Annotated in this window: 12 protein-coding genes; 8 read left to right on the forward strand and 4 right to left on the reverse strand. The window is 63.6% G+C overall.

Annotated features, from left to right (window positions below; translation table 11 throughout):
- Positions 1 to 2: 2 nt before the first annotated feature.
- The 3 genes from mgrA to ABI_RS14740 all read right to left on the reverse strand — a co-directional run bounded on the left by mgrA (position 3) and on the right by ABI_RS14740 (position 5195).
- A complete protein-coding gene (mgrA, locus tag ABI_RS14730) occupies positions 3 to 1043 on the reverse strand; it encodes an L-glyceraldehyde 3-phosphate reductase (protein WP_040309302.1) in 1041 nt (346 codons plus the stop codon).
- A gap of 10 nt (positions 1044 to 1053) precedes the next feature.
- On the reverse strand, positions 1054 to 1470 hold the full coding sequence (locus ABI_RS14735) for a GlcG/HbpS family heme-binding protein (protein ID WP_006273830.1): 417 nt from the start codon (positions 1468 to 1470) through the stop codon (positions 1054 to 1056).
- Between the two features lie 260 nt (positions 1471 to 1730).
- A complete protein-coding gene (locus ABI_RS14740; RefSeq protein WP_245531358.1) occupies positions 1731 to 5195 on the reverse strand; it encodes an EAL domain-containing protein in 3465 nt (1154 codons plus the stop codon).
- Positions 5196 to 5339: 144 nt separating this feature from the next.
- Here ABI_RS14740 and ABI_RS14745 point away from each other — a divergent pair, with 144 nt between their 5' ends.
- Positions 5340 to 6539, forward strand: coding sequence for a TadE/TadG family type IV pilus assembly protein (locus ABI_RS14745; protein WP_006273832.1), 1200 nt, complete (start codon positions 5340 to 5342; stop codon positions 6537 to 6539).
- Positions 6536 to 7027 carry a response regulator gene (locus ABI_RS14750; protein ID WP_006273833.1) on the forward strand — a complete coding sequence of 164 codons (492 nt, stop codon included), beginning with the start codon at positions 6536 to 6538 and terminating at the stop codon, positions 7025 to 7027. The genes ABI_RS14745 and ABI_RS14750 overlap by 4 nt, the downstream gene beginning before the upstream one ends.
- A gap of 217 nt (positions 7028 to 7244) precedes the next feature.
- On the opposite strand, the gene ABI_RS14755 is transcribed toward ABI_RS14750, so the two are convergent.
- Positions 7245 to 9944: a glycoside hydrolase family 3 protein gene (locus ABI_RS14755; RefSeq protein WP_245531359.1), complete on the reverse strand. Its 2700-nt coding sequence runs from the start codon at positions 9942 to 9944 to the stop codon at positions 7245 to 7247.
- A gap of 270 nt (positions 9945 to 10214) precedes the next feature.
- Here ABI_RS14755 and ABI_RS14760 point away from each other — a divergent pair, with 270 nt between their 5' ends.
- The 6 genes from ABI_RS14760 to ABI_RS14785 all read left to right on the forward strand — a co-directional run bounded on the left by ABI_RS14760 (position 10215) and on the right by ABI_RS14785 (position 16721).
- Positions 10215 to 11933, forward strand: a complete 1719-nt coding sequence (locus tag ABI_RS14760) for a GMC family oxidoreductase (protein WP_006273836.1) — start codon at positions 10215 to 10217, stop codon at positions 11931 to 11933.
- On the forward strand, positions 11930 to 12661 hold the full coding sequence (locus ABI_RS14765; protein WP_006273837.1) for a gluconate 2-dehydrogenase subunit 3 family protein: 732 nt from the start codon (positions 11930 to 11932) through the stop codon (positions 12659 to 12661). Before ABI_RS14760 ends, ABI_RS14765 begins: the two co-directional genes overlap by 4 nt.
- 220 nt (positions 12662 to 12881) lie before the next feature.
- Positions 12882 to 13592 carry a 3-keto-disaccharide hydrolase gene (locus tag ABI_RS14770; protein WP_006273838.1) on the forward strand — a complete coding sequence of 237 codons (711 nt, stop codon included), beginning with the start codon at positions 12882 to 12884 and terminating at the stop codon, positions 13590 to 13592.
- A 10-nt stretch (positions 13593 to 13602) separates the two neighbouring features.
- Positions 13603 to 13977 (forward strand): ribosomal maturation YjgA family protein, encoded by a 375-nt coding sequence (locus tag ABI_RS14775; protein ID WP_006273839.1) that lies wholly within the window; start codon positions 13603 to 13605, stop codon positions 13975 to 13977.
- Positions 13978 to 14044: 67 nt separating this feature from the next.
- Positions 14045 to 16318 carry a PAS domain S-box protein gene (locus ABI_RS14780; RefSeq protein WP_006273840.1) on the forward strand — a complete coding sequence of 758 codons (2274 nt, stop codon included), beginning with the start codon at positions 14045 to 14047 and terminating at the stop codon, positions 16316 to 16318.
- Positions 16302 to 16721, forward strand: coding sequence for a response regulator transcription factor (locus ABI_RS14785; protein ID WP_006273843.1), 420 nt, complete (start codon positions 16302 to 16304; stop codon positions 16719 to 16721). The genes ABI_RS14780 and ABI_RS14785 overlap by 17 nt, the downstream gene beginning before the upstream one ends.
- Positions 16722 to 16741: the final 20 nt, after the last annotated feature.

Consider the following 16741-nt stretch of genomic DNA (forward strand, 5'->3'; position numbering starts at 1 on the left):
GTTTAGAGCGTCGACGACACCTTCCACAGGTCGATATCGCCTTCGGTGGCGAATTCGTCGATCGCCGCCAGTTCCTGATCGCTGAAGCCCAACTTGTTCAGCGAAGCCAGCGAATCCGCCAACTGCGCCACGGTGCGAGCGCCGATCAGGGCCGAGGTCACCCGCGGATCACGCAGCACCCAGGCGATCGCCATCTGGGCCAGGGTCTGGCCGCGGCTTTCGGCGATGGCATTCAGGCCCTGGATGCGGCGGATGTTGTCCGTCGTGATCAGGGCCGGATCGAACGAGCCTTCTTTTGATGCGCGGGCATCCGAGGGAACGCCGCCCAGGTACTTCTTGCTTAGCAGACCCTGGGCCAGGGGAGAAAAGGCGATACAACCGGCGCCGACCTCAGCCAGCGTATCCAGCAAGCCCTTTTCGACCCAGCGGTTCAGCATCGAATAGGACGGTTGATGGATCAGAAGCGGCACATTCTCGGCCTTCAGGATAGCGGCAGCTTTGACCGTCAGTTCCGGCGAATAGGACGAAATCCCGACATACAGCGCCTTGCCCTGACGGTGCAGGGTGACCAGGGCGCCCATGGTTTCTTCCAGCGGCGTTTCCGGATCGACGCGGTGCGAATAGAAGATGTCGACATAGTCCAACCCCATCCGCTTCAGGCTCTGGTCGCACGAGGCGATCAGGTATTTGCGCGAACCGCCGACATCACCGTAGGGGCCAGGCCACATGTCCCAGCCGGCCTTGGTCGAGATAACCAGTTCGTCGCGGTGGGCCTTAAAATCGGTCGCCATGACGCGGCCGAAATTCTCTTCCGCCGAGCCGTAGGGCGGGCCGTAATTGTTGGCCAGGTCGAAATGGGTGACGCCGTTGTCGAAAGCGTGGCGCAGCATGGCGCGGCCGGTCTCGAAGACGTCGTCACCCCCGAAGTTCTGCCACAGGCCCAGCGAAATGGCCGGCAGTTTCAGGCCCGACCGGCCGCAACGGCGATAGGGCATGGTGTCGTAGCGGGTCGCCGCAGCGGCGTAGGGAACGGGAAAGGCCATGGGAGTTTCCTTAAAGACTGTTGAGAATGGCGGCGACGCCCAGTTGCGCGATTTCGACGTCCTCGACGCCGGTGAGACCGCTGACGGCGACCGCGCCCAGGCATTCGCCGTCATGGATGACCGGCAAACCACCGTCCCAGCCGACATAGCGAGCATCGCCGTGGTAGTGCACGTCGGAGCCGTCCTTTTGCGCGTCACGGCCCAGATCGCCGCTGTTACCGCGCACGCGGGCGGCGGTGTAGACCTTGTTCTGGGCAATCACGATCGGCGGCAGAGAACAACCGTCAGTCCGCCACAGCACCAGCAGTTCGCCGTGAGAATCGCCGACAGCAACGACGCCGGCCTTGCCGCGACGCTTCAGTTCGGCGACGCAGGCATCGATGGCCAAGCGGGCCTCGGCCTCGCCCAGGTCGCGGCGGATGATCATGTGTTTCCTCAACGGTTTTGTATCGTTGGGATGCTGGTTTAAAGGTGCGGACAACGCTGTCAAGAAAGAAGGGTTGGAACCGCGAATGAACGCCAATAAACGCGAATTAAGAGCGCCAACGGCGCTCACTAAAACTTAGCCAAAGTCCGCACAATTTCCGAATGTACCGAAGACATTCGCGCTTATTCGCGCTTATTCGCGTTCATTCGCGGTTCCAAAATCCAACGCCATTTCCGCTTCGCGGCGGTGTCAGAACCCACTCAACTCGCCAGACGCTGATCCTGCATGCCCAGGAGCGCGGTCAGGTCCGCCGTCGACATCGGTTTGCCGAACAGCCAGCCCTGCATGGCGTGGACGCCGGCCGCCTTCAGGGCCGTGTGCTGGCTCTGGGTCTCGATGCCTTCGGCCACCACCTGCATACCAAAGGCGCGACCGATGCCTGCGACGGCCTGGATGATAGCCAGGGCTTCCAGGGCCGCGCGCTGATCGCTGTCCAGGGCGTGGACGAATTCCTTGTCGATCTTGATCTTGTCGAACGGGAACCGGTGCAACGCCGTCAGCGACGAATAGCCAACGCCGAAATCGTCCAAGGACAGCTTGATGCCCAGGGCGTGCAGATCTTCGAAGATGAGGTTGATACGCTTCGGATCGCCCATAAAGGCCGTCTCCGTCACCTCCAGAACCAGCCGTCCGGCATCATATCCGGTTTTCTCCAGCAGCGCCTTCAGATCGGCGACGAAACCGGGCTGTTCCAGTTCGATGCCCGACACATTGACCGCGACAGGTACCGACCAGTTAGCCGCCTCACGCAGCACCTTGCTGCGGGCGATGACGCCGATGGCACAGATCAGGCCTTCGCGCTCGGCCAGAGGAATGAACACATCCGGTCCCACCGGCGTGCCATCGGGGCGGTTCCAGCGGATCAGGGCTTCGGCGGATACCGGCGCGACGCCATTGCGGTCGAAGATCGGCTGATACTTCATCTCGAAGGCTTCGGCGGCGATGGCGTCGCGCAGCTCGCGCAGCATCACCTGCTCGGGGTCTTCGGGCAGCACCGTCATGCGTTCGCCGCCATCGATCACATCGTCCAGCCGCACCAGGGTGGCTTCCAGCAGGGCGCGGACATTGGCGATCTCCTCGACCGTGACCTTGCGGCCTTCCTCGCGGATCGCCCGTTCGATGACGGCCGAGCTTTCCGCCACGGCGCGGGCGCCCAGATTCAGGCTCATCGACTTCAGGGCGTGGGCCGCGCTGGCCATGTCCTCGTCGTTTCCGGAGGAACGCGCCGCCTGCAGGCGCGCGATACAATCCGGCGCATGTTGGGTGTACAGGCCTACCACCTTGCGGACGAAATCGCCGCGGTCGGTGTCCAGGCCGTCCAACAGCGGGCCGGCGACGTCCGGATCAAACAAGGCTTCGTCGACCGTCACCAGAGGCTCGCTGTCCTCGTCGTCGAATTCAACCACAGCCGGATCTTCGGCCAGGTTGTGCGGCAGCCAGTGATGCAGGATGTCGCCCAGGGCCTTGAGCGTAAACGGCTTATGCAGCACGCCGTCCATGCCGGCGTCGCGCCACAGGTCTGCTGCGGCACCAACGACGTGGGCGGTCAAGGCAACGACCGGCGTAGCCGCCGCGCTGGCGCGGGCTTCGCGCAGACGCAGGCGCCGCGTCGCTTCGAAGCCGTCCAGAACGGGCATGGAGCCGTCCATCAGCACCAGGTCAAAGTCTTCGGCATCCAGACGGTCAAGCGCCGCCTGGCCGTCATTGGCGGTTTCGGCGGTGATCCCAAAGCGCGACAAGGCTTCCAAGGCGACTTCGCGATTGACCTCGGCATCGTCGACGACCAGCACGCGGGCGCGCGGATAGGCCGATTGAATGGCGTCGGGATTGTGTTCGGGCTCGCTGAGCGCAAGCGGCTGGCCATCCCGCAGGCTGATGATCAGGGCATCGAGGTCGCGGTGGCGCACGGGCGCCGGCAACAGGCAGGCGGCGTGGCCCTGACGGACATGGCCATCGGCCTCGCCGTCGTCGGGATCGGCCAGAAGGATCAGTTTCGCGGGGTCGGCATCGCCGGCGCTGCGGTGGGTCTTGTCTGCGATCACAGCGTCGGCGTCGGCGGAATCGACCGTGATGCCAGCGGCTTGCAGACGGCGGGCCAAGGCGGCGCGCGTCAGGGGACCTTCGATGCGCAGGTCAACTGTGACGGGATGGTGGACCTGGGGGGGGGCGCAGGTTTCGCCGTGATCGCCCGCCGGCATGACGACCAGGAAGCGCGTCCCACGACCCTGTTGCGAGGTGACGGAGACCTCGCCGCCCATGGCCTCGACCAGGCGCCTGGCGATCGTCAGACCCAGGCCGGTACCGCCGAAACGGCGCGTCGTGGTCTGATCTTCCTGCGAAAAGGCGGCAAAGATCTTCGGCAGCTTGTCAGCGGCAATGCCGATCCCGGTGTCACGCACCGACAGCTTCCAACTGCGGCCCGGTCCCGGCTCGATGGCCACGGCCACCAGACCCTGGTCGGTAAATTTCAGCGCGTTGGAAATCAGGTTGGACAGGACCTGGCCCAGGCGCACCGGATCGGCCGGAACGATGCGCGGCGCGTCGGGATGGGCGGAGACGGCCAGTTCCAGCCCCTTTTCGCGCGCCTTGGCCTGGAACAGGGTGATAATGTCGTCGCACAGGTCGAGGATATCGACCTCAGTGGTTTCGACCTCCAGCTTGCCAGCCTCGATCTTCGAAAAGTCCAGGATGTCGTTGATGACCGCCAGCAGCGAGCGGCCCGACTTGGCGATGGTCTGGGCGTGGCGGCGGGCCTTGGCCGGAAGGCTTTCGGCCGCCAGCAGCTCGGCCATGACCATGACGCCGTTCATCGGGGTACGGATCTCATGGCTCATGGTGGCGAGAAAATCCGACTTGGCGGCGGTGGCGGCGACGGCCTCGTCGCGGGCGGCGACATAGTCGGCAGTACGGGCGGCGACCTCGCCTTCCAGCCCCTTGACGTGGGCCTCGATCCTGGCATCGCGGGTGCGGATGGCGTCGAGCATGGCGTTGAAACTGTCGACGAGTTGCCCGACCTCGTCGCGGCTTTCGATGGTCACGCGCTGGGAAAAATCACCCTTCTCGGCCATCTCACCGACCGATGTGGTCAATCTGGCCAGCGGACGGGTCAGCGCCGCCTGCAGGCGGGTAACCCCCAGCATGGCCAGGGCCAAGGCGCCAGCGGCGATGCCCAGAATCAAGGTCAGCGACCGGATCAGCGCCGCGGCCACCCCGTCGGCCTGGTGCACGACCACCACCTGACCGATACGCTGGCCGTCGATGGTCACCGGCGCGACGATTTCGATGGTCTTGGTCAGGACCATCTGGCGAACCGAAGGCCTGGGCGTGTCGGCATTGATGCGGACATCCTGGCGCAGGCGGGCGCCCGTGCCGTTCTCAGCGAGGATGAACTGGCCTGCGCCCTCGACCCGGGCATAGATGATGCCCGGTGTACGCGACACGGCACGGATGGCGGTGAAGGCGCGCTGCTGATCGTTGGTGGCGACGGCTTCGGCGGCGGACGAGGCCAGCACGTCGGCGGCGGTCTTCATCTGCGACCAGCGCGCCTGGGCGTGGCGGGTGGTTTCCTGCCAGGTGAACAGACCGGCCACGGGCAGGGTAGTGAACAGCACCGATCCCAGCACCAACACGCTTAAGCGCCGGCGAATGGAAGGAGCAGATTTCACGCTCTTGGAATAACTCATACGGGCCTGTGCGGTTTTTTTTTGGGATCTGTTGGCCAGGTTGCGACCCGTTAATCCTCACGAAGACTAGCAATCAAATCTTAAAAACTGCCTGATAAGTTTCTTAAGGGCTGGAAACAAAACAGAATGTTGTTGCGTAAGCTGTTGAATATGTGGCGCTGCGAAAGCGGTCAGTCGGCGATGATCTTTGCGATCGCCGCCGTACCCCTGCTTGTGGCCATCGGCGGCGCACTGGAATACAGCGACATGTCGGGCCTGAAGAACCGGTTGCAGACGGCTGCCGATGCCGGCGCTCTGGCCGGAGCCGGACGGCTTTCCCTGGCTTCCACCACCGGCGACGAAGATGCCCGCCGCGTGGCCATCCGTACCGCGCAGGACAATCTCAAGGGCGATTCCGCCACCTTTACCGTCGATATCGACCGCACGGCCGGTACCCTGACGGTCAATGCCGCGGCCGAGCATCACGGCATCACCGGTGTGCTGGGCGACAAGGTCTTGCGCGCCAGCGCCGTCGGCGAGGCGCTGCAGAAGACACCGCTGTGCGTGCTCCAGGTGGAAACCGGCGGCATCGTGCTCAGCCAGACGGCCGCCATCAAGGCACCGGGCTGCATGATCCACGCCAACAACAATATTTCGGTCACCCAGTCGGCCATGATCACCGGCAAGCTGATCCAGGCGTCGGGCACGGTCACCGGCGCGACCAATCCGGCGGGCAATGGCGGCGCCCTACCCATCCCCGACCCGTTCAACGGCATGAACCTCAATCCGTCGAAACTGTGCGATACAGGCGTTCAAGTAGCTGTCACCCCCCTCCTGGCCGATGCCACTGTGGCGCCCGGCGTGCATTGCCTGCCGATCCTGGCTGTCGGCGATACCCGAGTAACGCTTCTGCCGGGAGATCACTACTTCATGGGCGGACTGAACATGACGAACAACACGACACTGGAAGGCGACGATGTCGCCCTGATCTTCGGGCCGGCGCAGATGTTCAACTTCGCCGACAAGGCCGATGTCCGGTTAACGGCGCGCAAGGCCGGTCCGTTCGCCGGCTTCCTGATCGCCACGACCCGCGCCAACACCAACACCTTCAAGATTTCGTCGACCAATGTGTCGCAGTTGCTGGGGACCATCTATATCCCCAACGCCACGCTTCAGGTCACCTCCCAGGGCAGCGTCGGGCAGGACTCCGACTGGAGCATCGTCGTTGCCAAAAAGCTGGAACTGAAGAACAGCCCTGTGCTGGTCATCAATACGCGCTACAGTGGCTCAGGCGTGCCGGTACCTGAGGGCGTAGGGCCGCGCAGCGCCACGGTGTTGAAGCAATGAGTTCCAAGTTTGTCGATATGGAGACCGCGCGGGTTCTGGTGGCCGACGATGACCCCATCCTGCGTGAGTTCGCGGCGGTTCACCTGGCGACGCCCTCGGTCGAGGTCGAACTTGCGGCGGATGGCATTCTGGCGCTGGAGCGGCTGCAACTGGGGGGGATCGACATCGCCCTGGTCGATCTCGACATGCCACGGATGAACGGGTTCGATCTCATCGAAAAGGTGCGGGCGGACGCGATGCTGGCGCACTTACCGATCGTTGTGGTGACCGGTCGCGAGGACATGGTGGCGGTCGACCGGGCCTATGCCGTGGGCGCCACCGAATTCGTCGTCAAGCCGATCAACTGGCGCGTTCTGTCGCACCAGTTGGCCTATGTTTTGCGCAATAACCGTGCGGAAGTGGCCTTACGGGCGGAGAACGCCCGGATGCGGGATTTGCTGAAACAGGCCCAGGCACAGATCGTGGCGGCGATGCGGGTGGCGGGATAGAGCTTCTTTGAGGCTTCCGTATCGCTGAACCTTGGTGAGACCCCTCCCCCCCTCCCTCTCCCCTCAAGTGGGGCGAGGGAGTCCAAAGCGAACTGAAACGCTGTTGGTCTTCCTGATCTGTCCAAATATTGCGCTGTCGCTCCCTCTCCCCACCTGAGGGGAGAGGGTTGGGGTGAGGGGTCCTTGCGAAAGCGCCCCTGGGTCCCAGCCTAAGGAATTACTTCGGCGCCACCTTGTCGCTGACCACGGCCGAACCGGTGACTGTAAACGAAGTCTTCACGCCCGGCGCCGACGTCAAACCCTCACGCGAGACTGGCTGGCCACCGCCGATCCACAGATCAACCTGCCCGGCTTGGACCTTACGGCCGCCGTGTTCATCGACCACGCTCAAGGCGCGGTCATCGAGCTTGAACTGGACGGTTTTGGTTTCACCCTTTTTCAACGATACCCGCTGGAAACCTTGCAGCGACCGGATTGCCGTGCCGCCGGGATGCGAGACATAGAGTTGCACGACCTCGTCGCTGTCCATGGCGCCGCTGTTGCTGACATCGACAGACACAGTCACCGACGAACCCGCCGCCACAGACGCCGCACTGACCTTGGGATTGGCATAGGCAAAGGTTGTGTAGCTCAAGCCGTGACCGAACGGATACAGCACCTCGCCGTTGAAATAGCGGTAGGTGCGGTTTTTCATCGTGTAGTCGCTGAAGCCCGGCAAGGCATCAACCGAGCGATAGAAGGTCACGGGTAACCGGCCGGCCGGGCTGTAGTCGCCGGCGATCAGTTGCGCCACGGCGTGGCCGCCCTCACCGCCCGGATACCAGGCTTCGATGATGGCCGGAACATGCTTGTCGGCCCAGTTGACGCCCAAGGCGCTGCCGCTCATCAGCACCAGCACCGTCGGCTTACCCGTACCAATCACCTTTTCCAGCAGTTGCTGCTGCGGTTTGGGCAGGTCGATGCTGGTTCGGTCACCACCGGCAAAGCCTTCGGCCTCGACCTTCATCTCTTCGCCTTCGACCCGCGCCGAGAGGCCCCCGACAAAGACCACGAAATCGGCCGTCTTCGCCACATCGACCGCCTGGCCGGCCATGTCGACCGGCGGGCTCCACAGCAGCTTTTGCGTACCGCGCGGCCCACGCTGGAAGGCCTCGACCTTGATCGGATAGACCTTGCCGGCCTCCAGCTCGGTTTTGCCCGACAGGATCGACGGGGCATCGCCCACACCCCATTCGTCAACGACCAGCTTGTCGCCGACCCAGACCTTGTAGCCGCCTTCGCTGAGGTAGCGGAAACGATACTCCCCCGATTGCGGCGCCTTCAGGTACCCCGTCCAGCGCGCGGACGAGCTCTTGTCTTCGCCCTGCCAGTCGAGGCGAGCATTGGCTTCCGTGCGGGTGGCGACCGGTGCGCCCTGCAGGTCATCGCCGGCAAAATGCTCGGCCGTCAGGCCCTGTTTCGTACAAGCGCCATCCAGGCACAGGACCGAGTCCGGCACCGGCGGCTCGGCCGGTCCGATCAGGCCCGTGCCTTCGGCATAGACGATCTTCGCAGTGGGGAAGCGGGCGCGGATGCCGTCCAGTACGGTCACCGGCTTGGACGGCTTGCCGTAATAGTTGCCGACCAGGGCGTCGAGGCTGTCGGCATTGGGGCCGATGACGGCGATGGTTTTTGGTTCAGCCTTCAGCGGCAGCAGTCCGTCATTCTTCAGCAGGACCATCGACTTTTTCGCCATGTCCAGAGCCACGGCATGATGGGCCGGGGTATCGGAATCGTCCGCCGTGATGTGCGCGAACGGCAGCGATGCCGGCGGATCGAACATGCCAAGGCGAATACGGCCTTCGAACAACCGCACCAGAGCCTGATCGACCACGGCGATGGGCAGTTGCCCGGCCTTGACGGCGTTGATGATCGGCTGGACCTCGGTGCTCATCTTGTTGCGGTAGTCGCCACAGATCAGGTCCATGCCGGCCTTGAGGCCGACGGCGACGCCTTCTTCGGCGGTCTTGGTGTAGTGCAGGGCGTCTTCACGGAAGATATTGGCGGCGGCGCCGCAGTCGGAGACGACAAAGCCCGGAAAGCCCCAGTTCTGGCGCAGCTTCTCTTCCATCAGGAAGTCGCTGGCGCAGCCCGGCACGCCATAGACGGCGTTATAGACGCACATGACCGAATAGGCCTTGCCCTCGGTGACGGTGGCGCGGAAGGCCGGCAGGTAGGTGTCTTCCAGGTCGAACTTCGACGGATAGACGTCCTCCTTGTGGCGGTTGGATTCCGGGCCGGAATGGACGGCGAAGTGCTTGGAGGTGGCGACCGTCTTGAAAAATTTCGGATCGTTACCCTGCAGGCCGTGAATATAGCCGATGCCGATGCGCGAGGTCAGGTACGGATCTTCGCCGTAGGTTTCCTGGCCACGGCCCCAGCGCGGGTCGCGGAAAATGTTGATATTTGGCGACCATACGGTCAGGCCGCGGTACCAGTCGGTGCCGCCGTCAGGATGAACGCGTTCGACATATTTGGCGCGGAACTCGGTCGAGACGACGTCGCCGACCGTGGTCATCATCGGCTCGTCCCAGGTGGCCGCCATGCCGATGGCCTGCGGGAAGACGGTAGCGACACCGGCGCGGGCGACACCGTGCAGACCTTCGTTCCACCAGTTGTATTTGGGAACACCAAGACGCGGGATGGCGGGGGCGGTGTGACCCAGTTGCGCCGCCTTTTCTTCCAGCGTCATGCGCGACACCAGATCGGCGGCGCGCGCCTTCGGATCCAAGGCGGTGTCGCGATAGGCCATCGCGGCCACGTCCGCCGGCACCGGATCGAGGGCTTGCGCGCTGACCGCGGGCGCCGCCAAGGCGCACATCGCGATCAGCGACACGGACACCAGAAGGCGTCCCACACAAGAAGGGGTCAAACTCACGGGCATCTCCTCAGGGCGCTCTGCACGGCGCTTGTTGTAATGGTAGCGTTACCAGCCCAACCCCATAACCGTCAAGACAAACATCTGACCTATGCGAAAAGTGATCAGACCAATTTAAATCTATTGAATTTCTTTAATCACTGAAAACGGACCGTGACAGGCGAAGATTTTTGTCGTTATCTCTCGTGTCAAGAACACCTCATGCCGAAAACTCGCCACCACATTTCGGCATGAGGCTCATAATCATAAAATGCCCTCAGGGGGAAACAGATGTTCGACAAGGCCGCCCGATCCACCGGGCACGATGTCATTATTGTTGGCTCCGGTGCCGGCGGCAGCATGGCTGCCTATGCCCTGACCCGCGCCGGAATCAATGTCCTGCTCCTGGAGGCCGGCCGGTCCTACGACCCGCAGGCAGAGGTCAATATGCTGGGCCAGGAGCACGAGGCGCCTCTGCGTGGCGTCGGAACTCCGGACAAGCCCTTCGGCTATTACGACGCGACCATCGATGGCGGCTGGCAGGTGCCGGGCGAACCCTACACCACGGCCAAGGACGAAAAGTTTGAATGGTGGCGCTCACGCATGCTGGGCGGGCGCACCAACCACTGGGGCCGCCATGTGCCGCGCTTCGGACCCTATGACTTCAAGCCGTTTTCGCGCGATGGCATCGGCATGGACTGGCCTCTGTCCTACGACGAGGTTGCCCCGTGGTACGACCGGACCGAGGAAATCGTCGGCCTGTGGGGCGCACCGAATGGGCTGGAAAACCACCCCGATTCGCCGCCGGGCATCGCCCATCCCGTGCCCAAGCCGCGGGTCTACGAACTGCTGATCAAGGCGGCGGCCAACGATCTGGGCGTGCCGTGCGTGCCGTCGCGCTACGCCATCCTGACCAAGGACAAGCCCGACGACGTCGCCCCGCGCAATGCCTGCTATTACACCAGTCCCTGCGGCCGCGGCTGCAGCATCGGCGCTGCCTACCAGGCGACGACGTCGGTGCTGCCGCTGGCCATGGCGACCGGCCGGCTGACGGTCGTGACCGACGCCATGGTGTCGAAGGTGGTGATGAAGTCCAAACATAAGGCCGACGGCGTCGAATATGTCGACCGCAAGACCGGCCAGACTTACAAGGTGACGGCCAAGGCCGTCATCCTGGCGGCCAGCGCCTGCGAAACCTCGCGCCTGATGCTGAACTCGCGCAATGACGATCACCCCAATGGTCTGGCCAATGGCTCGGGCCAGGTAGGGCGCAACCTGGTCGACACGGTCGGCGGCTATACCGGTGGCATTATTCCGGGCCTGGAGGGCCGGCCGATCTATAACGAGGAAGGCGCCGATCAGGCCCACCTCTACATCCCGTGGTGGCTGTACAAGGAGCAGGCCGAAGGTAAGCTGAACTTCGCCCGTGGCTATCACTTCGAAATCGGCGGCGGCTTCCGCCTGCCCGGGCCGTGGACGGGCGGCGCCGACCTACCCAAGGTCAATGGTGCCGACCTGCGCGCCGCCATGAAGCGCAAGATGGGCAACCGTGTCCACTTCTCGCTGCGCGGCGAGATGATCCCGAACAAGGACTGTTACGCCGAGATCGATCCCAATGTTCGCGACAAGTGGGGCATTCCGGTGCTGAAGTTCCACTGGAAATGGTCGGATCAGGAGATCAACATGGTCCAGCACGGGCTGGACACGGCGCGCGCCATCATCAAACGGATGGGCGGCACCGTGGTCAATCCGAACGACACCGGCGAGAGCAATATCCGCCCCGGCGGCTTCATCATCCACGAAGGCGGTACGGCGCGGATGGGCGACGATCCGAAAACCTCCGTGCTGGATGCGTACAACCGGTGCTGGGAGGTACCAAACCTGCTGGTGGCGGATGGCGCCATGCTGACCTCCAACCCGCACAAGAACCCGACCCTGACCATCATGGCCCTGGCCTGGCGCGCCTGCGACAAGCTGGCCGCCGACATCAAGCAAGGGGCGTTCGCATGACGACTCTTTCCCGCCGCACCACCCTGGCCTGGCTGGCGGCCGCCGCCACCGCCATTCCCGCCGTCCCGGCCGTCGCCCGTTCCGAGGGTGCGACGGCCCCGGCCGTCGCCCGTTCCGAGGGTGCGACGGCCCCGGCCGGCCTAAACCCCCAGATCGCCTGGCCCGACATCGAACTGCCGGTCAATGCCGCCCTTGGATACGGCACCGACCCGGACCTGATGAACCCGATCGCGCCCTGGCCTTTGCGGCTGAGCGCGGAGAACCGTGAGGCGATCAATATCCTGGGCAACCTGGTGCTGCCGCCGGACGAAAGCGGTCCCGGCGCCGGCGATGTCGACATCGCAGCCTTTGTCGACGAATGGATCAGTTCGCCCTACGAAGCCCAGGCAGGCGACCGCCGCAAGGTGCTCAACGGCCTGGCCTGGCTGGATGCCCAAAGTCTTGAGGCCACGGGCAAACCGTTCGCCAAGGCCGATGCGGCCACGCATGCGCGGATCGTCGATGCCCTGATGCTGGACCCGGTGCCGGAGTTCCTGGTCGAGCCGGCGGGATTCTTCGGCCGCCTGCGCGGCCTGATCGTCGGCGGCTATTACACCCTGCCGGAGGGCAAGGCCGCCATCGGCTTCCAGGGCAACACCCCGATGAAGGACTATCCCGGCCCCAGCGATGAGGCCGTGGAGCATCTCAAGGGCCTGCTGAAACACCTGAATCTGCCGTATCCGGCATAATTATACCTCCCCACGCGTGGGGAGGGGGACCGCACGAGGACGTAACGCAGCGAAGGACGAGATGTGGTGGTGGGGCGACTTTCTTTCCGGAAGCGCCGTCGAAAGCGGCTCCGACAGCAAGTCGCCCCGCCACCATTTCGCTGAGCTTCGCTTCGTTCGCTACACTCATGGTCCCCCTCCCCACCTTCGGCGGGGAGGTATCAGATAAGAGGACAACACCATGAACCGACGCTCCCTTCTCCTGGCGGCCACCGCGGTCGCCGTAAGCTCGCTGCCCCTGGCCGCCTGTGCCGGCACGCCTAAGCCCAACACCCTGACCGAGGCCGAAAAGACCGCCGGCTGGGAATTGCTGTTCAATGGCAAGGACACATCTGGCTGGCGCAGGTTCAAGGGCGGCGCCTCCGGCTGGGTGGTCGAGGACGGTGCCCTCGCGCTGAAGGCCGCCGGCGGCGGCGACATCGTCACCGAACAGGAATTCGGCGATTTCGAACTGTCGATCGACTGGAAAATCTCGCCCAAGGGTAACAGCGGCATCATGTACTTCGTCCGCGAGCTGCCCGACACCGACCGCCCCTACCACACCGGTCCGGAGGCGCAGGTCCTCGACAATGCCGGCCATCCCGACGGGAAGATTCCGTCGCATACCGCCGGCGCACTCTACGACCTGATCGTGCCGCCGTCGGATGCGTCCAAGCCCATCGGCGAATGGAACACCGCCAGGATTGTCGTCGCCAAGAACCATATCGAGCACTGGCTGAACGGCGTGAAGGTGGCCGACACCTCCTATGGCGATGACGCCTGGAAGGCTTTGATCGCCAAGTCAAAGTTCGCCGCCATGCCGCATTTTGCCGAAGTCCCAACAGGCCGTATCTGCCTGCAGGACCACGGTGATCCGGTGTGGTTCCGCAATATCAAGATCCGCAAACTGTGAGGTTTCACATTTGAGGTTTCATTGGGGTTATGCCCTCGCCGCCATACTGGTCTTCGTGATTGAAGTCCTGATCGCCCTGTTCGTGCGGGACGGCTTCGTGCGGCCCTATCTCGGCGACGTCCTGGCCGTCGTCCTGGTTTATCTGTTTTTGCGGGCGGTGACGCGGCTGGGAGTCATCACTGCCCTGATCGCCACCCTGGCCTTTGCCCTGGCCATCGAACTGGGTCAGTTGTTCGGATTGATGGACGTTCTGGGGCTGCGGGGCAACCGGTTGGCCCACTTCACGATCGGTGGCTCCTTCGATCCGAAGGACCTGCTATGTTATGCCGCCGGCGGCATCTTGATTGCGCTGGCGGAAACCCTGAGCAGAAAGCGCCGGTCTTAAGCGTAATTTTAACCGCCTGCGCGTAAAGCTGGAGTCCGGATCCCTCAGCTTGTGCCCAAACCACCACATGACCGAAGCCGCCTTTGAACTTGCTCCATGTGGCTTGGTCGTTTGCGACAATGACGGCACCATCGTGGCCGCCAACCGCTACTTCCGCGCAATGAGCGGCTATGACGGCGGGCCGAAGACGTTTGGCCGCTGTCTCACCCGGCCTTCGCAGTTCATCCTCAGCGCCAAGCTGCTGCCAGAGCTGAACCTGACGGGTGAGGCCAGTGAAATCGCCCTGAGCCTCACCGGCCCCGATGGCGACAGCGTCCCCATCCTGCTCAATGCCCGTCGTGACGGCGACCATTTCCATTACGCCGTCTTCCCGGCCAAGGAACGGCGCGAGTACGAGACCGAATATCTCAACGCCAAAAAGAAGCTGACCCAGTACAGCGACTATCTGCGCATGGCCGAACGTCTGGCCCATCTGGGCCACTGGCACGGCAATATGGTGACCAAGGAGACCTATTGGTCGCCGGAAACCTATGCCATTTTCGGCTGCGATCCGGAGACCTTTACGCCGCGCTTCGGCGAGACCATGGCCCTGTACCATCCCGACGACCGCGAAGAGATTCGCGCCATTGTCGAAGCCGCCATCGCCGGCAATGGCGAGTTCTCGTTCCGCGCCCGCTGCATCCGCCACGACAGCGGCGAAATCCGTCATATCGAGACCAACGGCGTCTGCGAGCGCGACGAGAGCGGCAAGGCGATCGGCCTGTTCGGAGTCGTGCACGATCTCAGCGACATCCTGAGCGCCCAGGAAGCCACCGAAGCCAGCGAAGCGCGCTACCGACTTCTGGCCGACAGCTCCAACGACATCATCTCGGTCTTTGGCCTGGATGGCGCCATCGAATATTTGTCCCCGGCCGTCGAAAAACTGCTGGGCTTTACGCCGGCCGAGCTGACCGGGCGCAATGTCCGCGATATCGTCCTCCCCGAAGACTACCCCGTCACCCGCGCCGCCTTTGCCAGCTATGTCCGCGGCGGCGACTGGAGCGCCGTCCCGCGCGTGCAGTACCGCGCCCGCCACAAGCAGGGTCATATCGTCTGGCTGGAGGCCTCGCCGCGCGCCATGTTGGGGCCCGACGGCAAGATTGCCAAGCTGCAGGACGTGGTCCGCGACATCACAGAACGCAAGGCCGTCGAGGCCGCGCTGGAAGACGCCATGGTCGACGCTAACGCGGCGGCTGAGGCCAAGTCGCAGTTCCTGGCCACCATGTCGCACGAACTGCGCACGCCACTGACCAGCATTATCGGCTTTTCGGCCCTGCTGCGCGAGGTCGTTGAAAGCGAAGAGCCCCGCCGCTACAGCCAGCGCATCTGGACGGCCAGCCAAGGCCTGCTGGCTTTGATCAACGACATACTCGACCATTCCAAGCTGGAGGCCGGTCAGTTGGAGCTCGACCTTGCGCCGTGCTCGGCCAATGAGCTGATGCAGGAGGTCGCCGACCTGCTGGAGGTCCAAGCCCACGCCAAGGGTCTGTTCCTGACGGTCGATACCGACGACGACATGCCGCTGATGCTGCTCGACGAGGTGCGGATGCGCCAGATCCTGATAAACCTGGCGGGCAATGCTGTAAAGTTCACCGGGGATGGTGGCGTCACCATCGCCCTGCACTGGCGCGGGGACCGTCTCCAAGTCACTGTGACCGATACCGGCCCGGGCATTTCCCCCGAAGGCCATAAGCGGCTTTTCAAGCGCTTTTCTCAGGTCGACCACACCACCAACGGTACCGGTCTGGGCTTGATGATCTGCAAGCAGCTGGTCGAGCTGATGGGCGGACGCATCGGCGTGGAGAGCAGTCCGGGCAACGGCTCAATGTTCTGGTTCGACATTCCGGTGCAGGTGTGCGACGGCGAGGATGCCGACGAGGCGGGGACCGAGGTGGCAACCGGGACCGGCTACATCCTGATGGCCGACGATCACGCCGGCAATCGCGACCTGATCCTGAGTCTGATGCGCGCCCGCGGCTATTATGTCGACGCCGTGGCGGATGGGGGCGAAGCGTTGCAGGCCTGTCTCGAGCGCCGATACGACCTGATCCTGATGGATGTCAACATGCCGGTGATGGATGGCCTGGTCGCTACCCAGGGCATCCGCGCCAGCAGCGAGCTGAATGCCCGCACGCCGATCATCGGCGTATCTGCGGGTGGCGAGTCGCGCCGGCGGATCTGCCTGGGCGCCGGGATGAACGACATGGTCGAAAAGCCCATCCGCCCAGGCGTCCTGACCGCAACCGTCGCTGAATGGCTGGCCCACTCGCAGGGAGACTTGCCCCATGCCCGCATCGGATAAGTTCCGCATCCTCGTCGTCGAGGACACCCGTGATATTTCCGATCTTCTTGTCATCCGCCTGGAGCTGGGCGGCTATGTCACCTGCGTAGCGCGCAACTGCGAACAGGCGATTTCCCAGGCCTTTGCCTTCAAGCCGAACGCCATCCTGCTCGATATCGGGCTGGGCGACGGCGGCGACGGCTTCGAGGTGCTGCGGATTCTGAAATCCAGCACCAGGACCTGCGATATTCCTGTGCTGATGCTGACGGCGCGTCAGCAGTTGACCGATATCCGCCGCGCCATCGACATGGGCGCGCGCGACTATGTCACCAAGCCGTTCGACGACCGCAAGCTGCTGATGCGGGTGGCCAAGCTGCTGGGCCAGCCGATGCCGTATATGACGACCGAACGACGGATGATGTAATCTTATCCTCCACCGCTCGC

It is taken from the genome of Asticcacaulis biprosthecium C19, assembly GCF_000204015.1.
GTDB lineage: Bacteria > Pseudomonadota > Alphaproteobacteria > Caulobacterales > Caulobacteraceae > Asticcacaulis > Asticcacaulis biprosthecius.